Here is a 21,884-nt window from a genome sequence, read left to right as displayed (position 1 = left end):
GGAATGCTCTCTGAATCGGGAATAGGGTGTCGGGCTTAAGGCGTCTTGAGTTCCAGACGGAAGTCCACGGCTTTGGGCGTCGGGGCGATGCCCTGGATGAAGCTGGTCTGGGCGCCGTACATCATCTGGCTCTTCCAGACTTCTTCTTCGGCGATCGGGAAACCTTCCGGCCCGAGCCAGGCGAAGCGGTAGTAGAACGTCTTGTTGCTGTTGAGGGTGTTGCTCAACTGCACGTTGACGGTCATGAAGCCGTTTTCGCGGGCTACGCGCATCGCGCCGACCACGATGTGTTTCTGCGGGCCCATGGCCACGACCTTGCTCGCGGCACTGCCCGGCTCCGGTGGTGGCGGGGTGGCGCAACCGCTCGCCAGCAGAGCGAGGGCGGCGACGGCGATGAGTTTGAAGCGCATGCAAAGACTCCGTTCTTAAGGTTGTTTGAGGCTGGCCACGGCGGTAGCGCCAGCGCTCGGGGTGACGTGGGCGGCGAGGCCGGCAGCGAACACCTGATTGCCGACGGCGCGCAGGGTGATCACCTGATAACGCTGATCGACGGTGACCTTGACCTGAGAGCCACCGACGGCGCTCGGCAGAGTGACCAGGTGCTCACCTTTCTTCAAGCGCAGACGTACAACCTGAGTCATGTCCGGCAGAGTACGCCACGTACGGGTATCGGCACCTTCGAGCACAGCTGAAGAAATACCCACTGCCAGGCCCGCCAGCGGGTTGGTTTCGTTGATCTTCTTCTGCGCTACACCTTTGGTGATCGCGCGCACGGTGGTGCGCAGGATGATCCCCGGCATGTCATCGCGCAGGGCGCGGCGGGACATGGCGGTGGTGCTGTTCAGCGCGGTCAGGTCGACCTGCTGGCCATCGACACCGATCTGCGCGAACGTCGCGGTGGAGGTGTCGGGCTTGATGATCGGGAACGACAGCGGAGTAATCACTACGTTGTTGGAGATTGGCAGCGGCAACGGCACGCGGATCGAATCGCGGGCCGGCGCCAGACCGCTTTGCACCACGATCAGGATGTCGCTGTCATCGCTTTTGACCGGTTTGTCGAGGTTGACCAACGCCTGCTCCAGCAGCGGCGTGTTCGGGCGCAGTTCGGCAGCCTTGCGATAGCCCGGCGCAGCGAGGTCTTTTTCGCCCAGAGCTTCATAGACGAAACCGGCCAGGTAATGGCTGAACGCACTCTGGTAGCTGTTTTTCAGGCCGACCACTTCCGGCGCGTCGAGGCTGGCCACCGGGTAGCCCTGCAAGTCCTTGTACTCGGTCTTGATGCCTTCCTTCTCGGCTTCCTCTTCGCTCTTGAGGTATTCCTTGTCGCGCAGGTCGGCGATCACCGCTTCACGTTCGTGAGTCTTCTTGATCGCGGTGCGGGCGCCGTCGAAGTCGTTGACCGCCAGCAGGTTCAGGGCCATCTGCGTAGTCAGCATGACTTTTTCGTAGTCGTAGCCTTCGTAGCGGCGCACCTTGTCGTTGACCAGGAAACTGCCGAACTGGGCCAGGTACTTGTCGGTGTCGAGCTTGACCGAGTCTTCCCACTTGCCCACCACCTGGTCGGCGCTGGTCCAGGCATTCTGGCTGCCGGACAGATCGCCCTTGGCGCGCAGCAGTTCACCTTTCTCGAAGTAATAGAGCAGGTCTTTGTCCGGGCCGGTGTTGTTCTTTTCCAGCAGGGTCAGGGCGGCGTCGACGTTGCCGGTGGCCAGTTGCTGGTTGGTCTGGGCCAGTTCGGAATCGTAGTTGCGAAACGCCGAACAGCCGGACAGCAGGGTGACAGCGCTGAGCGCAATCAGAGTGGGAGCGCGGAATGCCATGGGGTTACTTCTTCCATGAGTAGCGACAGCCTCGGGTGCGGGTCGGGCTGCTGGGACCGATCGGCAGTGGCGCTGGCCTCCTGCCAATTCCTCATAAAAAGAGGAGCTTTAATGCCGCAACGCGATAGCGCGGGCGCGGCATTATAAGCGGGCGATGCTGGCTATGTAATAGCTTTTTAATTGCACCGGTTAGTTAGGTGCCATTACTTATCCGGCAGTCTGGCATTGCCGATTACGTTGGCGACATCTCTCAGAACTCGCAGGTTGACCAATTGGTGATCGCGATCGATGCGCAGGGTGACCGATGACGCTCCGGGTGCATTGGGCGCATTGAATTGGTGATCGCCTTTCTTCAGCCGTATGCGCGCCACCAATGTCTTGTCGGGGAGCGTGCGCCACGTTCGGGTGTCGGCCTCCTCAAAGGGGTCGTGCTCGGTGACGACCAGCGAGGCCTTGGCCGGATTGCGTTCGTTTTCCTGAGCCTGCGAGATGGCGGCCATGTTGGCGCGGAACATTGCCCGGGAAATGATCGCCGGCATGTCATCGCGCAGCGTACGAAACGCCATGTCGGTGACGCTGTTGATCACGGTCAGCGGGCGTTTGCGGCCATCCACCAGGATGTGGTCGAACGCTGGTGTGACGGTGTCCGGCACCAGGATGGGAAACGAGATCGGCGCAGTAATGACCAGATTTTCATTGAGCCGCACCGGGATCGGCACCGTTACCGAGCTGCGGGCCGGCGCCAGACCGCTCTGGACGACGATCAGAACATCGCTTTCATCATCCTTGGCCGGCGGTTTGTCGAGATTGCGCAACGCCTGTTCGAGGAAGGGGATATTCGGGCGCAACTCGATTGCCTGGCGATAACCCGGTGCGGCCAGATCCCGTTCACCCAGCGCTTCATAGGTGAACCCGGCCAGGTAATGGCTGAAAGCACTCTGGTAGCCGTTCTTCAGTTCGATAACCGCTGGCGCGTCCAGGGTGGTGACGGGATAGCCCTGCAAATCCTTGTATTGCACGACGATGCCTTGAGCTTTGGCCTGTTCCTCGAGCTCTTCATACTGGCGCTCCCGCTGGCGGGCGATCAGTGCTTCACGTTCGTGGGTCTTCTTGATGTCTGCCCGGGCGCCGTCGAAATCGCTTTCGCCCAATTGGTTGAGGGCCATCTGTGTGGTCAGCATGACTTTTTCGTAGTCATAGCCTTCGTAGCGGCTGAGCTTGTCGTTGACCAGCAGGGTGCCCATTTCATAGGCAAACCGGTTGAGTAGCTTCATGGGGGCGGAAGGTACGGCTTCTTCGCGCTGGAACACCATCCGGTCTGCGCTGCGCCAGGCTTTCTGGCTCTGCGGGCGGGCGTTGGCGAAGCTGAGAATCGAACCCTTCTCGAAGTAGTAGAGCAGGTCCTTGTCTTCCCACGGGTTGTGCCACTCCAGCACATCCAGGGCACCCTGATAGTCGCCGAGCATCAGCCGGTCGTTGGTTTGCTGCATTTCCAGGTCGTAATTGCGGTAAGCCGCGCAGCCGCTCAGTTGCAGAATCGTGCTGATTAATACCGGGAGTAGCAGGCGTTGGCGCATGGAGTGCAGCTCTTCCTGGAGCAGAGAGGCGAAAGGTGAAGGATTATAGGGGTGGGCAGTGGCCATGTGCCGGGTATTGGAGAGAAAGCTTGAGGGAATCGCGCTCGAAGTGAACAATATGTAACTTCGCATTTCCACTTGAGACTCATTCATGACTGCCGCGTCCCGATTTCTGGCCTGGCTGGTGTTCCCGCTGTGCGCCCTGAGCAGCTTCAATCTGCTGGCCGACACCGTGGAAGGCGCGCCGCAAGCGTTGCACCTGCTGGATTACATCAGCGCCGATTACCCGCCGACGGTAGCGGCAGGCAAGGTCATCGACGATGGCGAATACCGCGAGCAACTGGAATTCACCCAGGTGCTGCAAGGGCTGATCGCCGGCCTGCCGGCCAAACCGGAGAAAGCGGCGCTGGAACAGGGCGTCAGCGCCTTGCACGCCGCGATCACGGCGAAACAGGACGGTGCGGACGTGGCCCGTCAGGCCCGACAACTGGGGGCGAAACTGGCGGTGGCTTATGAAGTCAGCCAGGCCCCGATCATCACCCCCGACCCGACCCGTGGTGCGCCGCTCTACGCGCAAAACTGCTCGGTGTGCCACGGCGACGCGGGTGCCGGCGACGGCCCGGCAGGTGTCGGTATGACGCCGGCGCCGGCCAATCTGCGCGATGCTGCGCGGATGGATCACCTGAGCCTGTATGCGATCTACAGCACCCTCGGCCAGGGCGTCGAAGGCACGGACATGCCGGCGTTTGCCGATCAACTGGACGACCGTCAGCGCTGGGATCTGGCGACCTATATCGCGCAGTTCAGCGCCGATCCGGCCACGGCCAAAGCCGACAAGACCTACAACATTGCCGATCTGGCCCGCCAGACCCCGGCCGAGGTGCAGGCTGCCGAGGGCGCTGAAGCCGCCGCGATCTTCCGTGCGCAACGGGCGCAGCCGCCGCAGGTCAAGCGCGGCCCGGCGCAGTTGCTCGACTACACCGCCGCGACCCTGGACAAGAGCCTGGCGGCGTACCGTGCCGGTGAACACGATCAGGCTTACGACCTGTCGGTGGCGGCGTATCTGGAAGGCTTCGAACTGGTCGAAAGCTCGCTGGACAACGTCGACGCCAACGTGCGCAAGGACACCGAAAAGTCCCTGATGGCCTATCGGCAATCGCTGCAGGACGGCTTGCCGGTGGAGCAGGCCGAACAGCGTCTCGATGCGGCCAAGGCCAAACTCAAGGAGTCTGCCGGCCTGTTGGGCAGCGATGGATTGAGCTGGTCGCTGAGCTACATCTCCGGTCTGCTGATTCTGCTGCGCGAAGGTCTGGAAGCGATTCTGGTGCTGGCGGCGATCCTCGCGTTCCTGCGCAACACCGGCCAGCAATCGGCGGTGCGCAGCGTCAACGTCGGCTGGGGTCTGGCATTGCTGGCCGGTCTCGGGACCTGGGCGCTGGCGGCGTACGTGATCGATGTCAGCGGCTCTCAGCGTGAACTGCTGGAAGGCGCCACGGCGCTGTTTGCCAGCGTCATGGTGTTGTGGCTCGGGGTGTGGATGCACGACCGTCGCCACGCGGCAGCCTGGCAGGATTACATCAAGCAGAGTCTGGTTGGCGGAGGCGGGCGTTTCGGTTTCGCGATCCTGGCGTTCTTCTCGGTGTACCGCGAGCTGTTCGAAGTGATCCTGTTCTACGAAACCCTGTGGCTGCAGGCCGGTCCTGCCGGGCACAACGCGGTGTTGGCGGGCGGTGCGACGGCGCTGGTGCTGCTGTTCGGTCTGGCGTGGGTGATCCTGCGCGGTTCGGCGAAACTGCCGCTGGCGCTGTTCTTCAGCATCAACGCGGCGCTGCTCTGCGCGTTGTCGGTGGTGTTCGCCGGTCACGGCGTGAAGGCGCTGCAGGAAGCCGGGATCTTTGGCACCCGGCCGGTGGCATTCTTCGATTTCGACTGGCTGGGGATTCATGCCGACGCCTATTCGCTGACGGCGCAGGCCGTGGCGATCGCGGCGATCATCGTGCTGTACGGTCGCAGTTGGGTGGCTGAAAAGCGCCGCATGGCGGCTTGAGATGATGCGCGTATGGATCGATGCCGACGCCTGCCCGAAGATGGCCAAGGAGTTGGTGGTGAAGTTCGCCCTCAAACGCCGCTTCGAAGTGGTGCTGGTGGCGGGGCAGCCGCAGAGCAAACCGGCGCTGGCGATCGTCAAGCTGATCGTGGTGCCGAGCGGCCCGGATGCGGCGGATGATTATCTGGTGGAGCATGCGGTGCCGGGTGAACTGGTGATCTGCAGCGACATTCCACTGGCCGACCGGCTGGTGAAGAAGGGCGTTGCAGCGCTGGACCCGCGCGGCAAGGAGTTCGACGCGCAGAACATGGGTGAGCGGCTGGCGACACGCAACCTGTTCACCGACCTGCGTGAGCAAGGCCAGGTCACTGGCGGCCCGGCGCCGTTCGGTGACCGCGAGAAGCAGGCGTTCGCCAATGCGCTGGACCGGATCCTCACCAGGCTCGCCCGCAAAACCTGAACATTACACAAATCCCTTGTGGGAGCGGGTTTGCTCGCGAAGGCGGTGTGTCATTCAACGAATAGTTGTCTGACCTGACGTCTTCGCGAGCAAGCCCGCTCCCACATTGGGTGTGTATTCGACCAAGAGATCAGGCGTCGTTTTCGTGGGTCAGCTCTAGCACCCGATCCACCAGCTTGTTGATCCCCGAAGCTGCCTCGCTGATCGACTGCGCCAACATGTAAGCCGGAGTGGTCACCAGTTTGCGCGCCTTGTCTTCGATGATGTCGGTTACCGCGCAGTCTTCGTGGGTGGCGCCCATCTTGTTCATGGCGGCGACGGTGTCGGCGTCGTTGCCGATGGTGCAGGTCACGCCGGGGCCATAGATTTTCGCGGCCAGCGCCGGCGAAATGCAGATCAGGCCCACCGGTTTGCCCGCTTCGGCAAAGGCTTCGGCCAGCGCCAGTACTTGCGGCTGCACGGTGCAGCCGGCGCCTTCGATGGCGAAGTTCGACAGGTTCTTCGCCGCACCGAAACCGCCTGGCACGATCAGCGCATCGAAGTCCTCGACATCGGCCTCACGCAGATCCTTGACGTTGCCCCGGGCGATGCGAGCCGATTCCACCAGCACGTTGCGCGACTCGGGCATTTCTTCGCCGGTCAGGTGATTGATCACATGCAATTGAGCGATGTTCGGGGCGAAACACTGCACCTGGGCGCCGCGCTGGTCGAGGCGCAACAGGGTGATGACGCTTTCGTAGATCTCGGCGCCGTCGTAAACGCCGCAACCGGACAGGATCACTGCAACTTTTTTGCTCATGGGTTTCTCTCCAGATTCATGGCGCTAAATGTCCTCTAATTTGTCGTTCGTTGCCATAGGATCAAGCCGCGGCTACACCTAGGATCTGAGCTACAGATTCCGACCAGGGCGCGTCATGAACTTCATCCTGTATGCGGTACCGTTTTTCTTCGTGTTGATTGCGGCGGAGCTCATCGCCGACCGCTGGCGCGGGGTGAGCAACTATCGCCTGGCCGATGCGGTGAACAGCATCAGCACTGGGGTGTTGTCGACCACCACCGGCCTGTTGACCAAGGGTGTGGGCCTGGTGACCTATGCGTTTGCCCTGGAGCATCTGGCGCTGGTCAGGTTGTCTGCGGACAGCGTCTGGGTCTGGGTGTTTGCCTTTGTCTTCTATGACTTCTGCTATTACTGGCTGCATCGCATGGGCCATGAACGGAACATTCTCTGGGCGGCGCATTCGGTGCATCACCAGAGCGAGGACTACAACCTTTCCACGGCCTTGCGCCAGACCAGCACCGGGTTCCTGCTGAGCTGGATCTTCTACCTACCGATGGCCGTGCTCGGGGTGCCGCTGCTGGTGTTCGTCAGCGTTGCGGCGCTGAATCTGCTGTATCAGTTCTGGGTCCATACCCGGCACATTCCCAAGCTCGGCTGGTTCGAGTGGTGCTTCGTCACGCCGTCCAACCATCGGGCCCACCATGCACAGAACGCTCTCTACATGGATCGCAACTACGGCGGGGTGTTCATTATTTGGGACCGACTGTTCGGCTCCTTCCAGGAGGAGGACGACAACGAGCCGGTGATTTTCGGCGTGACCACGCCGCTGGCGAGCTGGAATCCGCTGTGGGCCAACCTGCAGTTCTACGCGCAGCTATGGGATGACGCGCGCCGGGCCGAGCGTACGTGGGACAAGATCCGGATCTGGTTCATGCGCACCGGCTGGCGTCCGGCGGACGTTGCGGCGAAGTACCCGATGAACAAGCCGGATCTGAGTCAGTTCCGCAAATTCGAAGTGCCGCTGGACAGTCGTCAGCAGTGGTACGTGGGGTTGCAGTTTGGCGTCTATGTGGCGCTGGGCAGTTATCTGATGAATCTGGAACACAGTCTGCCCACCGGAGCATTGCTGCTCGGCTGGGGCGCGGTGGCGTTCGGTTTGTTCGTGTTGGGCGTAGCCCTGGAGAATCGCCCGTGGGCGGCGAAGCTGGAAGTGTTGCGGCTGGCATCGAACCTGCCGCTGGTGTGGCTGGCGCCGCTGGTCGGGCTCTGGCCGGCCAGCCCGGGGATATGGGTTGGCCTGCTCAGTTACAGCCTGCTCAGCGGCATCGGGCTGTATTGCTGTCGCCAGCGACTTACTCGGCTGGCGTCTTAGGATCGGCGGCGTTGGTCATTTCGGCTTTGTGCCGTTCGGCCTTGGCCAGCAGCTCGGCCTGTTCTTCGTCGTAAACCTTTTTCGCCAGCCGGGCATTCTTGAACCGGCGGCGCAGCCATAGGCCCAGGCCGAGCACCAGCAGCGCGCCCAGCACCCACAACTCATACTTCTTGATGCTGCCGAGCATGCCTTCGAGCACGGCGCCGAAATGGTAAGCAGCGGCGGCCAGGGCGGTGGCCCAGATCGCGGCGCCGATACCGTTGAGCAGCAGATAACGTCCCGGCGGATAGCCCGAGAGGCCGATTGCCACCGGCATCACCGTGCGCAGTCCGTACACGAAGCGAAAGCTCAAGACCCAGATGTCCGGGTGCTTGCGGATGTGTTCCAGCGCGCGGTCGCCCATCATCTGCCAGCGCGGTTTGCGCGCCAGCAGCTTGCGCCCGTGCTTGCGGCCCAGGAAGTACCACAGCTGATCGCCGGCATAGCTGCCGAAGAACGCCACGACCACCACCAGTTTGATGTCCATGTATTCACGGAACGCGAGGAAGCCCGCGAGCACCAGGATGGTTTCGCCTTCGAAGAACGTGCCGAGAAACAGGGCAAAGTAGCCGAAGTCATGCAGAAATTGTTGGAGCATTGTCTGGGTGCTGGCGAAATGAACGCGCAGCCTAACCCTTCGGACACATTCAGGAAAGTGTCGAAATGTGTCTCGACGTGAACATTTCCTACACGGACAATGGAAAGCGACTACCTGTCGCAGGGGTGCACATAACTGTCATACGACCGTCATAATGGCCATCTATAACTGTCACGCTCGCCCGTTTGCGCGGGCTCAGGAGTCTGCCGTGAGCTTTACCCCAGCCAACCGTCTGTTCCCTGCCACCCGCCTGCGTCGCAATCGCCGTGATGATTTTTCCCGGCGGCTGGTGCGTGAGAATGTGTTGACGGTCGATGACCTGATCCTGCCGGTGTTCGTCCTCGACGGTGAAAACCGCCGCGAAGCCGTGGCCTCGATGCCGGGTGTCGAGCGTCTGACCATCGACCTGCTGCTTGAAGAAGCCGCCACATGGGTCGAGCTGGGGATTCCGGCGCTGGCGCTGTTCCCGGTCACCCCGCCTGAACTCAAATCCCTCGATGCCGCCGAAGCCTGGAATCCCGAAGGTATTGCTCAGCGCGCTACTCGCGCCCTGCGTGACCGGTTCCCGGAACTGGGTGTTATCACTGACGTAGCCCTCGACCCGTTCACCACTCACGGTCAGGACGGCATTCTCGATGAAGAAGGCTATGTGCAGAACGACATCACCGTCGATGCACTGGTCAAGCAAGCCTTGTCCCATGCTGCTGCGGGCGCCCAGGTGGTTGCCCCGTCGGACATGATGGACGGCCGCATCCAGGCCATCCGCGAGGCGCTGGAACTGGCTGGCCACGTCAACGTGCGGATCATGGCCTACTCGGCCAAGTACGCCAGTGCCTATTACGGCCCGTTCCGCGACGCCGTGGGTTCGGCCGCGAACCTGGGCAAGGCGAACAAGGCCTCCTATCAGATGGACCCGGCCAACAGCGACGAAGCCCTGCACGAAGTGGGTGCGGACTTGTCTGAAGGCGCGGACATGGTCATGGTCAAACCCGGCATGCCGTACCTGGACATTTTGTTCCGGGTAAAAGATGCCTTCAAAGTGCCGACCTTCGTCTATCAGGTCAGCGGCGAATACGCCATGCACATGGCGGCGATCCAGAATGGCTGGTTGAGCGAAGGCGTGATCCTCGAATCCCTGACCGCCTTTAAACGTGCCGGCGCTGATGGCATCCTGACTTACTTTGCTGTCCGTGCCGCTCAATTGTTACGAGAGCAGAAATAGCCCTCCCAGGAACATTCGATGAATACCGAAGGACTCACTGAAGTTGCCGTAAAAGAAGCTCAACCCGTGGTCGAGCAGATTACCGAAACCCCGCCGGAACTGGAGCCTGCGCCACCCGCGCCGGCAACCGAGCCCGCCGCGGCGGTGCCGGCGATCGCGATTCCCGGCCTGGATGACAGCAGCCTGTACATCCACCGTGAATTGTCGCAACTGCAGTTCAACATCCGCGTGCTGGAACAGGCGCTGGACGAGTCCTACCCGTTGCTGGAGCGGCTGAAGTTCCTGCTGATCTTCTCCAGCAACCTCGACGAATTCTTCGAAATCCGCGTCGCCGGCCTCAAGAAACAAATCACCTTCGCCCGTGAACAGGCCGGCGCCGACGGCCTGCAACCGCACCAGGCCCTGGCCCGGATCAGCGAGCTGGTGCACGGTCACGTAGATCGCCAGTACGCGATCCTCAACGACATCCTGCTCCCGGAGCTGGAAAAGCATCAGGTGCGTTTCATCCGTCGTCGCCACTGGACGACCAAGATCAAAACCTGGGTCCGCCGCTATTTCCGCGACGAGATCGCGCCGATCATCACTCCGATCGGCCTCGACCCGACGCACCCGTTCCCGTTGCTGGTGAACAAGAGCCTGAACTTCATCGTCGAGCTCGAAGGTATCGACGCCTTCGGTCGCGATTCCGGTCTGGCGATCATCCCGGCACCGCGCCTGTTGCCGCGAATCATCAAGGTGCCGGAAGAAGTCGGCGGCCCTGGCGACAACTATGTGTTCCTGTCGTCGATGATCCACGCCCACGCCGATGACCTGTTCCAGGGCATGAAGGTAAAAGGCTGCTACCAGTTCCGCCTTACCCGAAACGCCGACCTGGCGCTCGATTCCGAAGACGTCGAAGACCTGGCCCGCGCCCTGCGTGGCGAGTTGTTCTCCCGTCGTTACGGTGACGCCGTGCGCCTGGAAGTCGCCGACACCTGCCCGAAACACCTGTCGGACTACCTGCTCAAGCAGTTCAACCTGAGCGAGACCGAGCTGTATCAGGTCAACGGTCCGGTGAACCTGACGCGTCTGTTCAGCATCACCGGCCTGGACAGCCATCCGGAGCTGCAATACACGCCGTTCACGCCGCAGATCCCGAAACTGCTGCAAAACAGCGAGAACATTTTCAGCGTGATCAGCAAGCAGGACATCCTGCTGTTGCACCCGTTCGAGTCGTTCACCCCGGTGGTCGACCTGTTGCGCCAGGCCGCCAAGGACCCGCACGTTCTGGCCGTGCGCCAGACCCTGTACCGCTCCGGCGCCAACTCGGAAATCGTCGATGCGCTGGTGGACGCCGCGCGTAACGGCAAGGAAGTGACGGCGGTCATCGAGCTGCGAGCACGCTTCGACGAAGAGTCCAACCTGCAACTGGCCAGCCGTCTGCAAGCGGCGGGCGCGGTGGTGATCTACGGCGTGGTCGGCTTCAAGACTCACGCCAAGATGATGCTGATCCTGCGCCGCGAGGCCGGTGAGATCGTGCGTTACGCGCACCTCGGCACCGGTAACTACCACGCAGGCAACGCCCGTCTGTACACCGACTACAGCCTGCTGACCTCCGACGACGCCTTGTGCGAAGACGTCGGCAAACTGTTCAGTCAGTTGATCGGCATGGGCAAGACGCTGCGTATGAAGAAGCTGCTGCATGCGCCGTTCACCCTGAAGAAGGGCATGCTCGACATGATCACCCGCGAGACGCAATTCGCGCTCGACGGTAAACCGGCGCACATCATCGCCAAGTTCAACTCGCTGACCGATCCGAAGATCATCCGCGCGCTGTACAAGGCCAGCCAGTCCGGCGTGCGCATCGATCTGGTGGTGCGCGGCATGTGCTGCCTGCGTCCAGGCATCGCCGGGGTTTCGCACAACATCCACGTGCGCTCGATCATCGGTCGCTTCCTTGAGCACACCCGAGTGTTCTACTTCCTCAACGGTGGCGAGGAGCAGATGTTCCTCTCCAGCGCCGACTGGATGGAGCGCAACCTCGACAAGCGCGTCGAGACCTGCTTCCCGGTGGAAGGCAAGAAGCTGCTGACCCGGGTCAAGAAAGAGCTGGAGCTGTACCTGACCGACAACACCCACAGCTGGAGCCTGCAATCGGACGGTCGCTACATCCGCAACACGCCGACCGGCAACCAGAACCCGCGCAGTGCGCAGGCGACGTTGCTGGAGCGGTTGGGCAGCCCGATTCTGCCGGTGAGCAGCTGACCGCAGGTTTCATAGCCATGAAAAAGGCGATCCATCCGGATCGCCTTTTTTGTGCCTGCCCGTTACTCAATGAACGGTCAGGACAATCCCCACCCGCGTCAGCCACTCCGCCTCAAGCCCGAAATCCGCCTGGGTCAGCTGATTTTCATCCAGCCAGTTCTCCGGGAATTCCACGTCGAGGTGGTTGCCATTTGCATGCAGCGTCACTTGCGGCATCGCCTGGGTGCCACGGATGTGGTGGAACAGGATGGCGAAACGCAGCAGCACGCACAGGCGAATCAGCTTGTCGCCGTCGTCGCCGAACTCGGCGAACTTGTCCTTGGGGATGTTGCGACGGTGGCCGCGCACCAGCAGGGCGAGCATTTGCTGGTCTTCGCGGGAGAACCCGGCGAGGTCCGAGTGCTCGATCAGGTAGGCGCCGTGTTTGTGGTAGTGATAGTGCGCGATGTCGAGCCCGACTTCGTGCACTTTCGCCGCCCAGCCCAGCAGTTCGCGCCAGATGCCGTCGTCCAGCTCCCAATCCACGGCCACTTGATCGAAGGCGTGCAAGGCTTTGCGCTCGACCCGTGCGGCCTGTTCCTGATCGACGTGGTAGCGCTCCATCAGCGAGGTCAGGGTGCGTTCGCGCACGTCTTCGTGGTGATGGCGGCCGAGCAGGTCGTAGAGCACGCCTTCACGCAGCGCGCCTTCGCAGTGGTCCATGCGTTGCAGTTCGAGGGCGTCGAAGATCGCTTCGAGAATCGCCAGACCGGCCGGGAAGATCGCCCGACGATCCGGCTTGATGCCTTCGAAATCGATCTTGTCGACATCGCCGAGCTTGAACAGGCGGCGCTTGAGCCACGCCAGGCCTTCGGCATTCACCTCGCCGGTGCCATGACCGCCGGCCTTCAGCGCCAGACCGATGGCGCGGATGGTGCCCGAGGAACCGATGGCTTCATCCCAGGTCAGGCGGTGCAACGCATGTTCGATGCTCATGATCTCCAGGCGCGCCGCCGTGTACGCCTGGGCGTAGCGGGCCGGGGTGATCTTGCCGTCCTTGAAGTAGCGCTGGGTGAAACTCACGCAACCCATTTGCAGGCTTTCGCGCAGCAGCGGTTCGAAACGCTGGCCGATGATGAATTCGGTACTGCCGCCGCCGATGTCGGCGACCAGGCGTTTGCCCGGGGTGTCGGCGAGGGTGTGGGACACGCCGAGGTAGATCAGGCGGGCCTCTTCACGGCCGGAGATGACTTCCACCGGATGGCCGAGGATTTCTTCGGCGCGGCGGATGAATTCGCCACGGTTGCGCGCCTCACGCAGGGCGTTCGTGCCGACGATCCGCACGGCGCCCAGTGGCATGCCGTTGATCAGTTGGGCAAAGCGCTTGAGGCAGTCGAGCCCGCGCTGCATGGATTCTTCGTTGAGCTGACGCTCATCGTCGATGCCAGCGGCCAGCTGAACCTTTTCTCCGAGCCGTTCGAGAATACGGATTTCGCCGTTCTGGGCCTTGGCCACGACCATATGGAAGCTGTTGGAGCCCAGGTCGATCGCGGCGATCAGGGACAGATTCTTGGCTTGGGATTGCGGCATGGTCTGGGGGTCTCGGTCGATAACCCCGACATCGTGCCACGATCAAACGCTGCCGCCAACGCGCATGGTTCAAACCCTTGATTCAGCGCATAAAGTCTCAAGACCGCGGCGCGGCCATTCGCGGGCAAGCCCGCTCCCACAGGTTTTGTGTCGAACACAAAACCGTATCCCGCTAGAGAACCCTGTGGGAGCGGGCTTGGTCCGGGCGGCGATCCGACGATGAGGTCAGAAAATTCCCTGAAAATCCTTCAGGCAGTCGCCTCGACGGTACCAATGAAATTCGCCAGCTCCGGCGTCTGCGGATCGGCAAACAGCACTTTCGGGTCCCCCACCTCGTGCACCTTGCCCTGATGCATGAACACCAGTTTGTCCCCGACCTCCCGGGCGAAGCGCATTTCGTGGGTGACCATGATGGGGGTCATGCCTTCCTTCGCGAGCTGGCGGACCACGCTGAGCACTTCGTTGACCAGCTCGGGGTCCAGCGCCGAGGTGATCTCGTCACACAGCAGCACCTTGGGCGACATCGCGAGCGCCCGGGCAATCGCCACGCGCTGTTGCTGGCCGCCGGAGAGCCGTTCCGGGAAGGCGTCGAATTTCTCGCCCAGGCCCACACGCTCCAGCATCTGTCGCGCCAGTTCTTGTGCCTTGGCCTTGGGCACTTTCTGCACCACCTGCGGCGCGAGCATCACGTTTTCACCCACCGTCAGGTGCGGAAACAGGTTGAACTGCTGAAACACCATGCCGACTTTCTGCCGCAGGCTGCGCAGGTCGGCGCGGGCGGCGTCGAGGTATTCGCCGTCAACTTCGATCACACCGTCGTTGATCGACTCCAGACCGTTGAGGGTGCGCAGCAGGGTGGACTTGCCTGAGCCGCTGCGGCCGATGATCGCCACCACCTGACCTTCCTCGACGCTCAGGTCGATGCCTTTGAGTACGTGGTGATCGCCGTAATATTTATGCAGGGCAGAAATTCTAAGCAGAGGCATGCAGTCTCCTTTCCAGGTAGCGCGCACTGAGGGACAGGGGGTAGCAGAGCAGGAAGTAGCCCAAGGCAACGAGGCCGTAGACCATGAACGGTTCGAAAGTGGCGTTGGCGAGCATGCCGCCGGTCTTGGTCAGCTCGGTGAAGCCGATGATCGAGGTCACCGCGGTTCCCTTGACCACTTGCACCGAGAAGCCCACGGTCGGCGCCACGGCAATCCGCAGCGCTTGCGGCAGGATCACGTAGCGCAGTTGCTCCAGCGGATTGAGCGCCAGGCTCGACGAAGCTTCCCACTGACCATTGGGAATCGCCTCGACGCAGCCGCGCCAGATCTCCGCCAGATAAGCGCTGGTGAACAGGGTCAGGGCAATCGCCGCCGCCATCCACGGCGAAATTTCCACACCGGCCAGGGCCACGCCGAAGAACACCAGAAACAGCTGCATCAACAGCGGCGTGCCCTGGAACAGTTCGATCCAGGTGCGGGCGATGCTGCTGGGCAGCGGGTTTTTCGAGATGCGCATGATCAGGATCAGCAACCCGACGATACCGCCGCCGATGAACGCCACCAGCGACAGCGCCAGCGTCCATTGCAGGCCGGTCAGCAGATTGCGCAGGATGTCCCAGAACGTGAAGTCGCTCATTGGCTGCTCCTTGCGCTGCTTTTAGACAGATAACGCCGACCGAGCCAGTTCAACAGCTGACGGATCAGCAGCGCCATGCACAGATAGATGAGGGTGGTCAGGGCGTAGGTTTCAAAGGCGCGGAAGTTGCGCGATTGAATGAAGTTGGCGGCGAAGCTCAATTCTTCGGTGGCAATCTGCGAACACACCGCCGAACCGAGCATGACGATGATGATCTGGCTGCTCAGCGCCGGCCAGACCTTGCCCAGCGCCGGCAACAGCACCACGTGGCGGAACGCTTCGAAACGGCTCATCGCCAATGCCGCTGCGGCTTCCAGCTGCCCGCGCGGAATCGCCTGGATACCGGCGCGGATGATTTCGGTCGAGTACGCACCGAGGTTGATCACCATCGCCAGCACCGCCGCCTGCCACTCGGAAATCTGCACGCCGAGGGACGGCAGGCCGAAGAAGATGAAGAACAACTGCACCAGAAACGGCGTGTTGCGGATCAACTCCACATACACGCCGAAGATCGCCGAGAACGGGCGGATGTTCCACGCCCGCACCAGCGCCCCGACGATGCCCACGCCAACCCCGAAGAGTGCGCCGATGGCCGTCAGCTCAAGGGTGAACAGCGCCCCGCGCAAGAGCAGGTCGGTGTTTTCCACCACCGGCAAAAAATCGAACTGATAGGCCATGAAGGTCTCCCGCGTCGCCGGTCAGAGGTCGGCCGGCAGCGGCTCTTTGAGCCAGGTCTGCGCGTTCTTTTCCAGCGCGCCGTCAGCCTTGGCGGTGGTCAGGATCTCGTTGACCTTGCCCAGCAGCGCCGGCTCGTTCTTGTTCACGCCGACGTAGACCGGCGAATCCTTGAGCTTCACTTTCAGCGCGGGGACGCGTTTCGGGTTCTTTTCGCTGATTGCGACCATCACCACGTTGCCGCTGGCGATCAGGTCGACCTGACCTGCGAGGTAGGCGGCGATGGTCGAGTTGTTGTCTTCGAAGCGCTTGATGGTCACGCCTTCGGGGGCGACCTTGGTCAGCTCGATATCTTCGATGGCGCCACGGGTGACGCTGATGGTTTTGCCCTTGAGATCGTCGAGGGTGCTGACCGCTGCGTCCGGCGGGCCGAACACGGCGAGGTAGAACGGCGCATAGGCGCGGGAGAAATCGATGACCTTCTCGCGCTCGGGGTTCTTGCCGAGGCTGGAAATCACCAGGTCGACCTTGCCGGTGGTCAGGAACGGAATGCGGTTGGTGCTGTTGACCGGGGTCAGTTCGAGTTTGACCTTGAGCTGCTCGGCCAGCAGTTTCGCGGTGTCGATATCGAGGCCGCGCGGCTTCATGTCCGGGCCGACCGAACCGAACGGCGGGAAGTCCTGGGGCACGGCGACTTTCAAGGTGCCGCGCTTGACCACGTCATCCAGACCGTCGGCATGGGCGGGGGCCTGGCTCAACATCAGACCGGCAAACAGGGCGGCGAGGAGGGCGCTGTAACGCTTCGTCATGGACAATCTCCGGATCGGCGGGAAGTGAATTCTGCGATCGGACAGAGCACGGGCCGTGCCAAGACAGGGGGTTGGCGTCGCAAAGCCACGGGTTTGGCGGGTTTGTTCGGTCTTACTGGTCTGAACAGTCAGGTCGGATTTCGCACTGCGATAGCGCATCGACGCGCACCGTCGAACCCCGCTGGGGCACGACTTGCCTGATGCCTCGAATAGCTTTACAACTGGCCGCACCTTGGCCTGGTCCGTCTGGAAAACCATGAACTCGATCTCCCGCGCCGTACCCGAAGTGGCGCTGCAAGCGATCCGCAAACTGATTACCGAGCAGGGCTTCGGCCCCGGCGATGCGTTGCCCTCGCAGCGGGATCTGGCGGTTCAGCTGGGCGTCAGCCGCGCCTCGTTGCGTGAGGCGTTGTCGTCCTTGAGTGCGCTGGGTGTGGTCAGCATTCAACCGGGCAAAGGCGTGTTCGTGCAGGCGCCGGTCGAGTTGCCTCGTGGCGAGGGCGCACCGGCCTGGCCGTTCGCCGCCCAGGCTTCGCCGCTGGAAATCTTTCAGTTGCGCTATGCGCTGGAAGGGTTTGCGGCCGGTCTGGCGGCGGTGACGTTGAGCACGTTTGATCTGGACGAACTGGAAGACAACGTCGCCGCCATGCGCGAGCAACTGCGCGCCGGCGACTTCGAGGCTGCGGCGAAACTGGATTTCGAATTCCACCGGCGGATCCTCCTGGCCAGCGGCAATCAGGCGATGCTGAGCATCCTCACCGCCAGCGCCGACATCTTTCTGGAGAGCCAGAAACTACCGTTCATCCGCGCCGAGCGGGCCATGGAAACCTGGCAGGAACACCGCAAGATCCTCCGCGCCCTGGCCCGTCGGGCGTCCGCCGCCGCGCAGAAAGCCATGCAGGAGCACGTGCGCAACGCAGCCCTGCGTACCGGAATCGCCTTCATCGCCCCCGCCGGCGCTTGACTTGAGCTATACCCAAATTCATCGAGTGCCATAGCAAGACTCAATCATGTGCGGCTTCCTGAACAAGGGAAGGGCGGCTATGATGGGCCACGTTTTTTTGCTTACAACCTGGAGAATTCCATGAGCAGCGATCTGATCAAACACGTTAGCGACGCTAGCTTCGAAGCCGACGTACTCAAGGCCGAAGGCGCTGTCCTGGTCGACTACTGGGCTGAATGGTGCGGCCCTTGCAAAATGATCGCTCCGGTTCTGGACGAGATTGCAGAGACTTACAAAGGCAAGCTGACCGTTGCCAAACTGAACATCGACGAAAACCAGGAAACCCCTGCCAAGCACGGCGTACGTGGTATTCCGACCCTGATGCTGTTCAAGAACGGCAACGTGGAAGCGACCAAGGTCGGCGCTCTGTCGAAGTCGCAACTGGCTGCTTTCCTCGACGCCAACATCTAAGCGTCGCGGTAAAGTCGTCCTCAAAAAGCCCCGCAAATTGCGGGGCTTTTTGCGTATTCAGGGCTAGACGCTCCGAAACTCAGGTGGTACATTCGGCCCCGCACTGGTTTCTCCACTGCCCCCTGCTAGCCGTCGCCGACGCACTCCTTTTCGAATAAGTACGCGATCCTGTCGCCTCTCCGCGGCGCGGCCTCATTAAGCCAAAAGCTTAATTTCCCCCCCCTCCATAAATGATTACGTCATTCCTATATGAATCTGACTGAACTCAAGCAAAAGCCGATTACCGAACTGCTCGAATTGGCCGAACAGATGGGCATAGAAAATATGGCCCGTTCGCGCAAGCAGGACGTGATTTTCTCCCTGCTGAAAAAGCACGCTAAAAGCGGTGAGGAAATCTCCGGTGATGGCGTGCTGGAGATTCTCCAGGACGGCTTCGGCTTCCTGCGCTCCGCTGACGCTTCCTACCTCGCCGGTCCTGACGACATCTACGTCTCGCCGAGCCAGATCCGCCGTTTCAACTTGCGCACCGGTGACACCATCGTTGGCAAGATCCGCCCTCCGAAGGAAGGCGAGCGTTATTTCGCCCTGCTCAAGGTCGACACGATCAACTTCGATCGTCCTGAGAACGCGAAGAACAAGATTCTCTTCGAGAACCTGACCCCGCTGTTCCCGACCGTGCGCATGAAGATGGAAGCCGGCAACGGTTCCACCGAAGACCTGACCGGTCGTGTGATCGACCTGTGCGCTCCGATCGGCAAAGGCCAGCGTGGTCTGATCGTTGCACCGCCGAAAGCCGGTAAAACGATCATGCTGCAGAACATTGCAGCGAACATCGCCCGTAACAATCCTGAAGTTCACCTGATCGTGCTGTTGATCGACGAGCGTCCGGAAGAAGTGACCGAAATGCAGCGCACCGTGCGCGGCGAAGTGGTTGCCTCGACTTTCGACGAGCCACCGACCCGTCACGTGCAAGTGGCTGAAATGGTGATCGAGAAGGCCAAGCGCCTGGTCGAGCACAAGAAGGACGTGGTGATCCTGCTCGACTCCATCACCCGTCTGGCCCGTGCCTACAACACCGTGATTCCGAGCTCCGGCAAGGTGCTGACCGGTGGTGTCGATGCCCACGCCCTGGAGAAACCGAAGCGTTTCTTCGGCGCCGCGCGCAACATCGAAGAAGGCGGCTCGCTGACCATCATCGCCACCGCGCTGGTTGAAACCGGCTCGAAGATGGACGAAGTGATCTACGAAGAGTTCAAGGGCACCGGCAACATGGAGCTGCCGCTGGACCGTCGTATCGCCGAGAAGCGTGTGTTCCCGGCGATCAACATCAACAAGTCCGGTACTCGTCGCGAAGAGCTGCTGACTGCCGACGATGAGCTGCAGCGTATGTGGATCCTGCGCAAACTGCTGCACCCGATGGACGAAGTAGCGGCCATCGAGTTCCTGGTCGACAAGCTGAAGACGACCAAGACCAACGACGAGTTCTTCCTGTCGATGAAGCGCAAGTAATACGCTGTTGTTTGAAAAAGCGCCCCATAAGGGCGCTTTTTTTTCGCGACGGATTATTTGTATCTGGATTGAAATGCACGTGGCTGATAACTTTCGCGCTTTCCAAGGACTCTGTATCCAGAAACGAGAAAGGTCATGCACACGTTTGGCAATCGCCGTGATATCGACGGATTACGAGCTCTGGCGGTTATTCCCGTCGTACTGTTTCATTTCGGATTCAGTACATTCAGTGGCGGCTTTGTCGGGGTTGACGTTTTTTTCGTCATTTCCGGCTTCCTGATCACAACGATCCTGTTCCGCGAAATCAGCGCTCAGCGCTTCAGCTTCATTGATTTCTGGGCACGCCGTGCCCGCCGCATCATTCCTGCCCTGAGCGTGGTCATGCTGGTGACGCTGGCATTGGGCTGGTTGCTGCTGACGGCCAAGGACTTCGCCGAACTCGGGCGAACAGTGCGCTATCAGTCGCTGTTCATCTCCAACATTCTGTTCATGCGCGAGGACGGCTACTTCCAGCCAGCCTCGGATCTGAAGCCGCTGCTGCATACCTGGTCGCTGGCGGTGGAAGAGCAGTACTACATCTTCTTTCCGCTGTTGATGGCGGTGCTGATCCGCTATTTCCGCCATTGGCGCTGGATGCTGTTCGCCGTGTTGCTGGTATCGTTCGGCTTGAACATCGCCAACATCGAACACAAGCCGGAATTCACCTTCTTCTCGCTGCCTACCCGGGCCTGGGAGTTGCTCTGCGGCGCGATGCTCGCGGTAATTCCGGCGCCGAAGCAGGCGGTGCGTCCGTGGTTGTATCAGGCCGTGGGGCTGGCCGGTCTGGCGGCAGTGCTGGTCGCGGTGTTCACTTTTGACAAATCCACCGTGTTTCCGGGCTGGGCAGCCTTGTTGCCGGTGCTGGGGACGACGGCGCTGATCTGGTCGGGCGCGCAAGGTGCGAGCCTCACCGGGCGGCTCTTGAGTCTGCGGCCGTTGGTCTGGGTCGGCTTGCTTTCGTATTCGCTCTATCTTTGGCATTGGCCGGTGTTTGTCTACGCCAACGCGATTTCCATCGATGGCATTCAGCCTGTTGAGGCAATCGGCTGGATAGCCTTGGCGCTGGGCCTGGCCTGGCTGAGTCTGCGCTATATCGAGCTGCCGTTTCGCGAAAAACGCTTGCTCGCCTCGCGTAATGCAGTGCTGGCAGGCGGTCTGGCCGCCATCGTTGCACTCGTGGCGACGGGGTCGGCGATCCGTTCCGCCGACGGTGTCCCTCAGCGTCTGACCGGTAAAGCGCTGGAGTATGCACAGTCCCGTGAGTGGCATGCAGGGCAGATGAAATGCATGCTGGTGACTCAGGATAAAGAGCTGGACAAGGCCTGTCTGGTGGGTGGCAACGAGGATGTTCCGGCCACTCAATTGTTCTGGGGCGACAGCCACGCCGCCGCCTTGCTGCCGGCCATCGAGAATAATGCCCGTCGCGAGGGGCGTCCGGTTTGGCTGTACAGCATGAGCGCTTGCCCGCCGATTCTCAGCGACGACCCGCGTCAGCGCTGCAAGGATTTCAACGAACAGACCATGGAACGTGTGCGCAGCCTCGGCATCAAGGATGTGGTGCTGGCGTCCAACTGGAGCCTTTACGTGTATGGCCGCGAAGACGGCGATAAGAAGGTGCTGCTCAATTCGCAAGACGATACCGTCCAGGCCGAGCAACGCATGGCCGCAGCGCTGAAAGCGCGAGTTGCCGCATTGAGGGCAACGGGGGCGCAAGTCTGGCTGTTCAAGGAGGTGCCGCTGCAACGCAAAGGCACCATCAACCGCTTGACCAGCCTGGCGCGGATCGGAAGGTCCGCCGAAGGGCTGGGTCGTCCGCTTGAGGAACATCTGGCGCGCCAGCATTTCCTCAGCAGCCTGTTCGACTCCATGAGCGCCGCTGATCCGGGTGTGCACGTGATCGATCCAACGCCGCTGATGTGCGGCAATGGCGTCTGCGGCATCGAGGTCAACGGCCATTCGCAGTACAAGGATGAGGATCATCTTTCGGACGCGGGGAGCTCCCGGCTGAGCCCGCTGTTTGCACCTCTGCTGCTGGGGACGAGCCACAATTGAGCGAGGCCTGATGCTGACGGGCTGCTGTTTGCCCGTC

The 21,884-nt window shown here is 61.4% G+C and carries 19 protein-coding genes; 9 read left to right on the top strand and 10 right to left on the bottom strand.

The genetic code is table 11. The features are described from left to right. Window positions 1–35 precede the first annotated feature (35 nt). The 3 genes from ACTJK9_RS18130 to ACTJK9_RS18120 all read right to left on the bottom strand — a co-directional run bounded on the left by ACTJK9_RS18130 (window position 36) and on the right by ACTJK9_RS18120 (window position 3,397). The gene (locus ACTJK9_RS18130; RefSeq protein WP_011336502.1) at window positions 36–410 is read right to left on the bottom strand and encodes a YcfL family protein; all 375 of its coding nucleotides are present in this window, start codon (window positions 408–410) and stop codon (window positions 36–38) included. A 15-nt stretch (window positions 411–425) separates the two neighbouring features. Further along, complete coding sequence (locus tag ACTJK9_RS18125) at window positions 426–1,820, bottom strand: COG3014 family protein (protein WP_085612046.1); 1,395 nt, start codon at window positions 1,818–1,820, stop codon at window positions 426–428. Window positions 1,821–2,023: 203 nt separating this feature from the next. Then, window positions 2,024–3,397, bottom strand: a complete 1,374-nt coding sequence (locus tag ACTJK9_RS18120; RefSeq protein WP_085612045.1) for a COG3014 family protein — start codon at window positions 3,395–3,397, stop codon at window positions 2,024–2,026. Between the two features lie 151 nt (window positions 3,398–3,548). On the opposite strand from ACTJK9_RS18120, the gene ACTJK9_RS18115 reads away from it, so the two are divergent. Further along, entirely contained in the window at window positions 3,549–5,444 is a 1,896-nt protein-coding gene (locus tag ACTJK9_RS18115; protein ID WP_440815228.1) for an FTR1 family protein, read from the top strand. Between the two features lie 4 nt (window positions 5,445–5,448). Then, the gene (locus tag ACTJK9_RS18110) at window positions 5,449–5,904 is read left to right on the top strand and encodes a YaiI/YqxD family protein (protein WP_039765442.1); all 456 of its coding nucleotides are present in this window, start codon (window positions 5,449–5,451) and stop codon (window positions 5,902–5,904) included. Between the two features lie 130 nt (window positions 5,905–6,034). On the opposite strand, the gene elbB is transcribed toward ACTJK9_RS18110, so the two are convergent. Beyond that, the gene (gene elbB, locus ACTJK9_RS18105; protein WP_221398313.1) at window positions 6,035–6,703 is read right to left on the bottom strand and encodes an isoprenoid biosynthesis glyoxalase ElbB; all 669 of its coding nucleotides are present in this window, start codon (window positions 6,701–6,703) and stop codon (window positions 6,035–6,037) included. A gap of 115 nt (window positions 6,704–6,818) precedes the next feature. Here elbB and ACTJK9_RS18100 point away from each other — a divergent pair, with 115 nt between their 5' ends. Continuing rightward, window positions 6,819–8,054, top strand: a complete 1,236-nt coding sequence (locus ACTJK9_RS18100) for a sterol desaturase family protein (RefSeq protein WP_440815225.1) — start codon at window positions 6,819–6,821, stop codon at window positions 8,052–8,054. Here the strand turns inward: ACTJK9_RS18100 and ACTJK9_RS18095 are convergent. Then, window positions 8,035–8,691, bottom strand: coding sequence for a DedA family protein (locus ACTJK9_RS18095; RefSeq protein WP_440815222.1), 657 nt, complete (start codon window positions 8,689–8,691; stop codon window positions 8,035–8,037). The genes ACTJK9_RS18100 and ACTJK9_RS18095 overlap by 20 nt on opposite strands. Window positions 8,692–8,899: 208 nt before the next feature. Here ACTJK9_RS18095 and hemB point away from each other — a divergent pair, with 208 nt between their 5' ends. Continuing rightward, window positions 8,900–9,913 (top strand): porphobilinogen synthase, encoded by a 1,014-nt coding sequence (gene hemB / locus ACTJK9_RS18090; RefSeq protein WP_064600301.1) that lies wholly within the window; start codon window positions 8,900–8,902, stop codon window positions 9,911–9,913. Window positions 9,914–9,931: 18 nt separating this feature from the next. Continuing rightward, complete coding sequence (ppk1, locus tag ACTJK9_RS18085) at window positions 9,932–12,157, top strand: polyphosphate kinase 1 (RefSeq protein WP_064600299.1); 2,226 nt, start codon at window positions 9,932–9,934, stop codon at window positions 12,155–12,157. 66 nt (window positions 12,158–12,223) lie between these two features. On the opposite strand, the gene ppx is transcribed toward ppk1, so the two are convergent. The 5 genes from ppx to ACTJK9_RS18060 form a co-directional block, all read right to left on the bottom strand. Beyond that, window positions 12,224–13,726, bottom strand: a complete 1,503-nt coding sequence (gene ppx, locus ACTJK9_RS18080; RefSeq protein WP_039765323.1) for an exopolyphosphatase — start codon at window positions 13,724–13,726, stop codon at window positions 12,224–12,226. 248 nt (window positions 13,727–13,974) lie between these two features. Then, a complete protein-coding gene (locus ACTJK9_RS18075; RefSeq protein ID WP_440815217.1) occupies window positions 13,975–14,712 on the bottom strand; it encodes an amino acid ABC transporter ATP-binding protein in 738 nt (245 codons plus the stop codon). After that, the gene (locus ACTJK9_RS18070; protein ID WP_007951832.1) at window positions 14,699–15,349 is read right to left on the bottom strand and encodes an amino acid ABC transporter permease; all 651 of its coding nucleotides are present in this window, start codon (window positions 15,347–15,349) and stop codon (window positions 14,699–14,701) included. The genes ACTJK9_RS18075 and ACTJK9_RS18070 overlap by 14 nt, the downstream gene beginning before the upstream one ends. Next, window positions 15,346–16,026 (bottom strand): amino acid ABC transporter permease, encoded by a 681-nt coding sequence (locus tag ACTJK9_RS18065; protein WP_039765327.1) that lies wholly within the window; start codon window positions 16,024–16,026, stop codon window positions 15,346–15,348. Before ACTJK9_RS18065 ends, ACTJK9_RS18070 begins: the two co-directional genes overlap by 4 nt. 21 nt (window positions 16,027–16,047) lie before the next feature. Next, complete coding sequence (locus tag ACTJK9_RS18060) at window positions 16,048–16,833, bottom strand: transporter substrate-binding domain-containing protein (protein WP_011336488.1); 786 nt, start codon at window positions 16,831–16,833, stop codon at window positions 16,048–16,050. Between the two features lie 256 nt (window positions 16,834–17,089). Here ACTJK9_RS18060 and ACTJK9_RS18055 point away from each other — a divergent pair, with 256 nt between their 5' ends. From ACTJK9_RS18055 to ACTJK9_RS18040, 4 genes are all read left to right on the top strand, one after another. After that, a complete protein-coding gene (locus tag ACTJK9_RS18055; protein WP_039765330.1) occupies window positions 17,090–17,797 on the top strand; it encodes a FadR/GntR family transcriptional regulator in 708 nt (235 codons plus the stop codon). 120 nt (window positions 17,798–17,917) lie between these two features. Beyond that, entirely contained in the window at window positions 17,918–18,247 is a 330-nt protein-coding gene (gene trxA / locus ACTJK9_RS18050) for a thioredoxin TrxA (protein ID WP_003206727.1), read from the top strand. Window positions 18,248–18,496: 249 nt separating this feature from the next. Continuing rightward, window positions 18,497–19,756 (top strand): transcription termination factor Rho, encoded by a 1,260-nt coding sequence (rho, locus tag ACTJK9_RS18045; protein ID WP_011336486.1) that lies wholly within the window; start codon window positions 18,497–18,499, stop codon window positions 19,754–19,756. A 135-nt stretch (window positions 19,757–19,891) separates the two neighbouring features. Then, window positions 19,892–21,847, top strand: a complete 1,956-nt coding sequence (locus ACTJK9_RS18040; protein ID WP_064600293.1) for an acyltransferase family protein — start codon at window positions 19,892–19,894, stop codon at window positions 21,845–21,847. Window positions 21,848–21,884: the final 37 nt, after the last annotated feature.

The sequence above is a fragment of the Pseudomonas sp. 22082 genome, from assembly GCF_052046055.1.
In the GTDB taxonomy this organism is placed as follows: domain Bacteria; phylum Pseudomonadota; class Gammaproteobacteria; order Pseudomonadales; family Pseudomonadaceae; genus Aquipseudomonas; species Aquipseudomonas pharyngis.
The sequence above is the reverse complement of the archived record's forward strand: the minus strand, read 5'-3'. Positions and strand labels throughout refer to the sequence as shown.

What these genes read in the sequence shown, in the direction of transcription:
- ACTJK9_RS18060 (WP_011336488.1), bottom strand. Translation starts at nt 16,833, where the DNA reads ATGACGAAGCGTTACAGCGCCCTCCTCGCCGCCCTGTTTGCCGGTCTG.
- ACTJK9_RS18130 (WP_011336502.1), bottom strand. Translation starts at nt 410, where the DNA reads ATGCGCTTCAAACTCATCGCCGTCGCCGCCCTCGCTCTGCTGGCGAGC.
- ACTJK9_RS18070 (WP_007951832.1), bottom strand. Translation starts at nt 15,349, where the DNA reads ATGAGCGACTTCACGTTCTGGGACATCCTGCGCAATCTGCTGACCGGC.
- ppx (WP_039765323.1), bottom strand. Translation starts at nt 13,726, where the DNA reads ATGCCGCAATCCCAAGCCAAGAATCTGTCCCTGATCGCCGCGATCGAC.
- ACTJK9_RS18055 (WP_039765330.1), top strand. Translation starts at nt 17,090, where the DNA reads ATGAACTCGATCTCCCGCGCCGTACCCGAAGTGGCGCTGCAAGCGATC.
- ACTJK9_RS18115 (WP_440815228.1), top strand. Translation starts at nt 3,549, where the DNA reads ATGACTGCCGCGTCCCGATTTCTGGCCTGGCTGGTGTTCCCGCTGTGC.
- ACTJK9_RS18040 (WP_064600293.1), top strand. Translation starts at nt 19,892, where the DNA reads ATGCACACGTTTGGCAATCGCCGTGATATCGACGGATTACGAGCTCTG.
- ACTJK9_RS18095 (WP_440815222.1), bottom strand. Translation starts at nt 8,691, where the DNA reads ATGCTCCAACAATTTCTGCATGACTTCGGCTACTTTGCCCTGTTTCTC.
- rho (WP_011336486.1), top strand. Translation starts at nt 18,497, where the DNA reads ATGAATCTGACTGAACTCAAGCAAAAGCCGATTACCGAACTGCTCGAA.
- ACTJK9_RS18065 (WP_039765327.1), bottom strand. Translation starts at nt 16,026, where the DNA reads ATGGCCTATCAGTTCGATTTTTTGCCGGTGGTGGAAAACACCGACCTG.
- ACTJK9_RS18100 (WP_440815225.1), top strand. Translation starts at nt 6,819, where the DNA reads ATGAACTTCATCCTGTATGCGGTACCGTTTTTCTTCGTGTTGATTGCG.
- elbB (WP_221398313.1), bottom strand. Translation starts at nt 6,703, where the DNA reads ATGAGCAAAAAAGTTGCAGTGATCCTGTCCGGTTGCGGCGTTTACGAC.
- ACTJK9_RS18125 (WP_085612046.1), bottom strand. Translation starts at nt 1,820, where the DNA reads ATGGCATTCCGCGCTCCCACTCTGATTGCGCTCAGCGCTGTCACCCTG.
- ppk1 (WP_064600299.1), top strand. Translation starts at nt 9,932, where the DNA reads ATGAATACCGAAGGACTCACTGAAGTTGCCGTAAAAGAAGCTCAACCC.
- ACTJK9_RS18075 (WP_440815217.1), bottom strand. Translation starts at nt 14,712, where the DNA reads ATGCCTCTGCTTAGAATTTCTGCCCTGCATAAATATTACGGCGATCAC.
- ACTJK9_RS18120 (WP_085612045.1), bottom strand. Translation starts at nt 3,397, where the DNA reads ATGCGCCAACGCCTGCTACTCCCGGTATTAATCAGCACGATTCTGCAA.
- trxA (WP_003206727.1), top strand. Translation starts at nt 17,918, where the DNA reads ATGAGCAGCGATCTGATCAAACACGTTAGCGACGCTAGCTTCGAAGCC.
- ACTJK9_RS18110 (WP_039765442.1), top strand. Translation starts at nt 5,449, where the DNA reads ATGCGCGTATGGATCGATGCCGACGCCTGCCCGAAGATGGCCAAGGAG.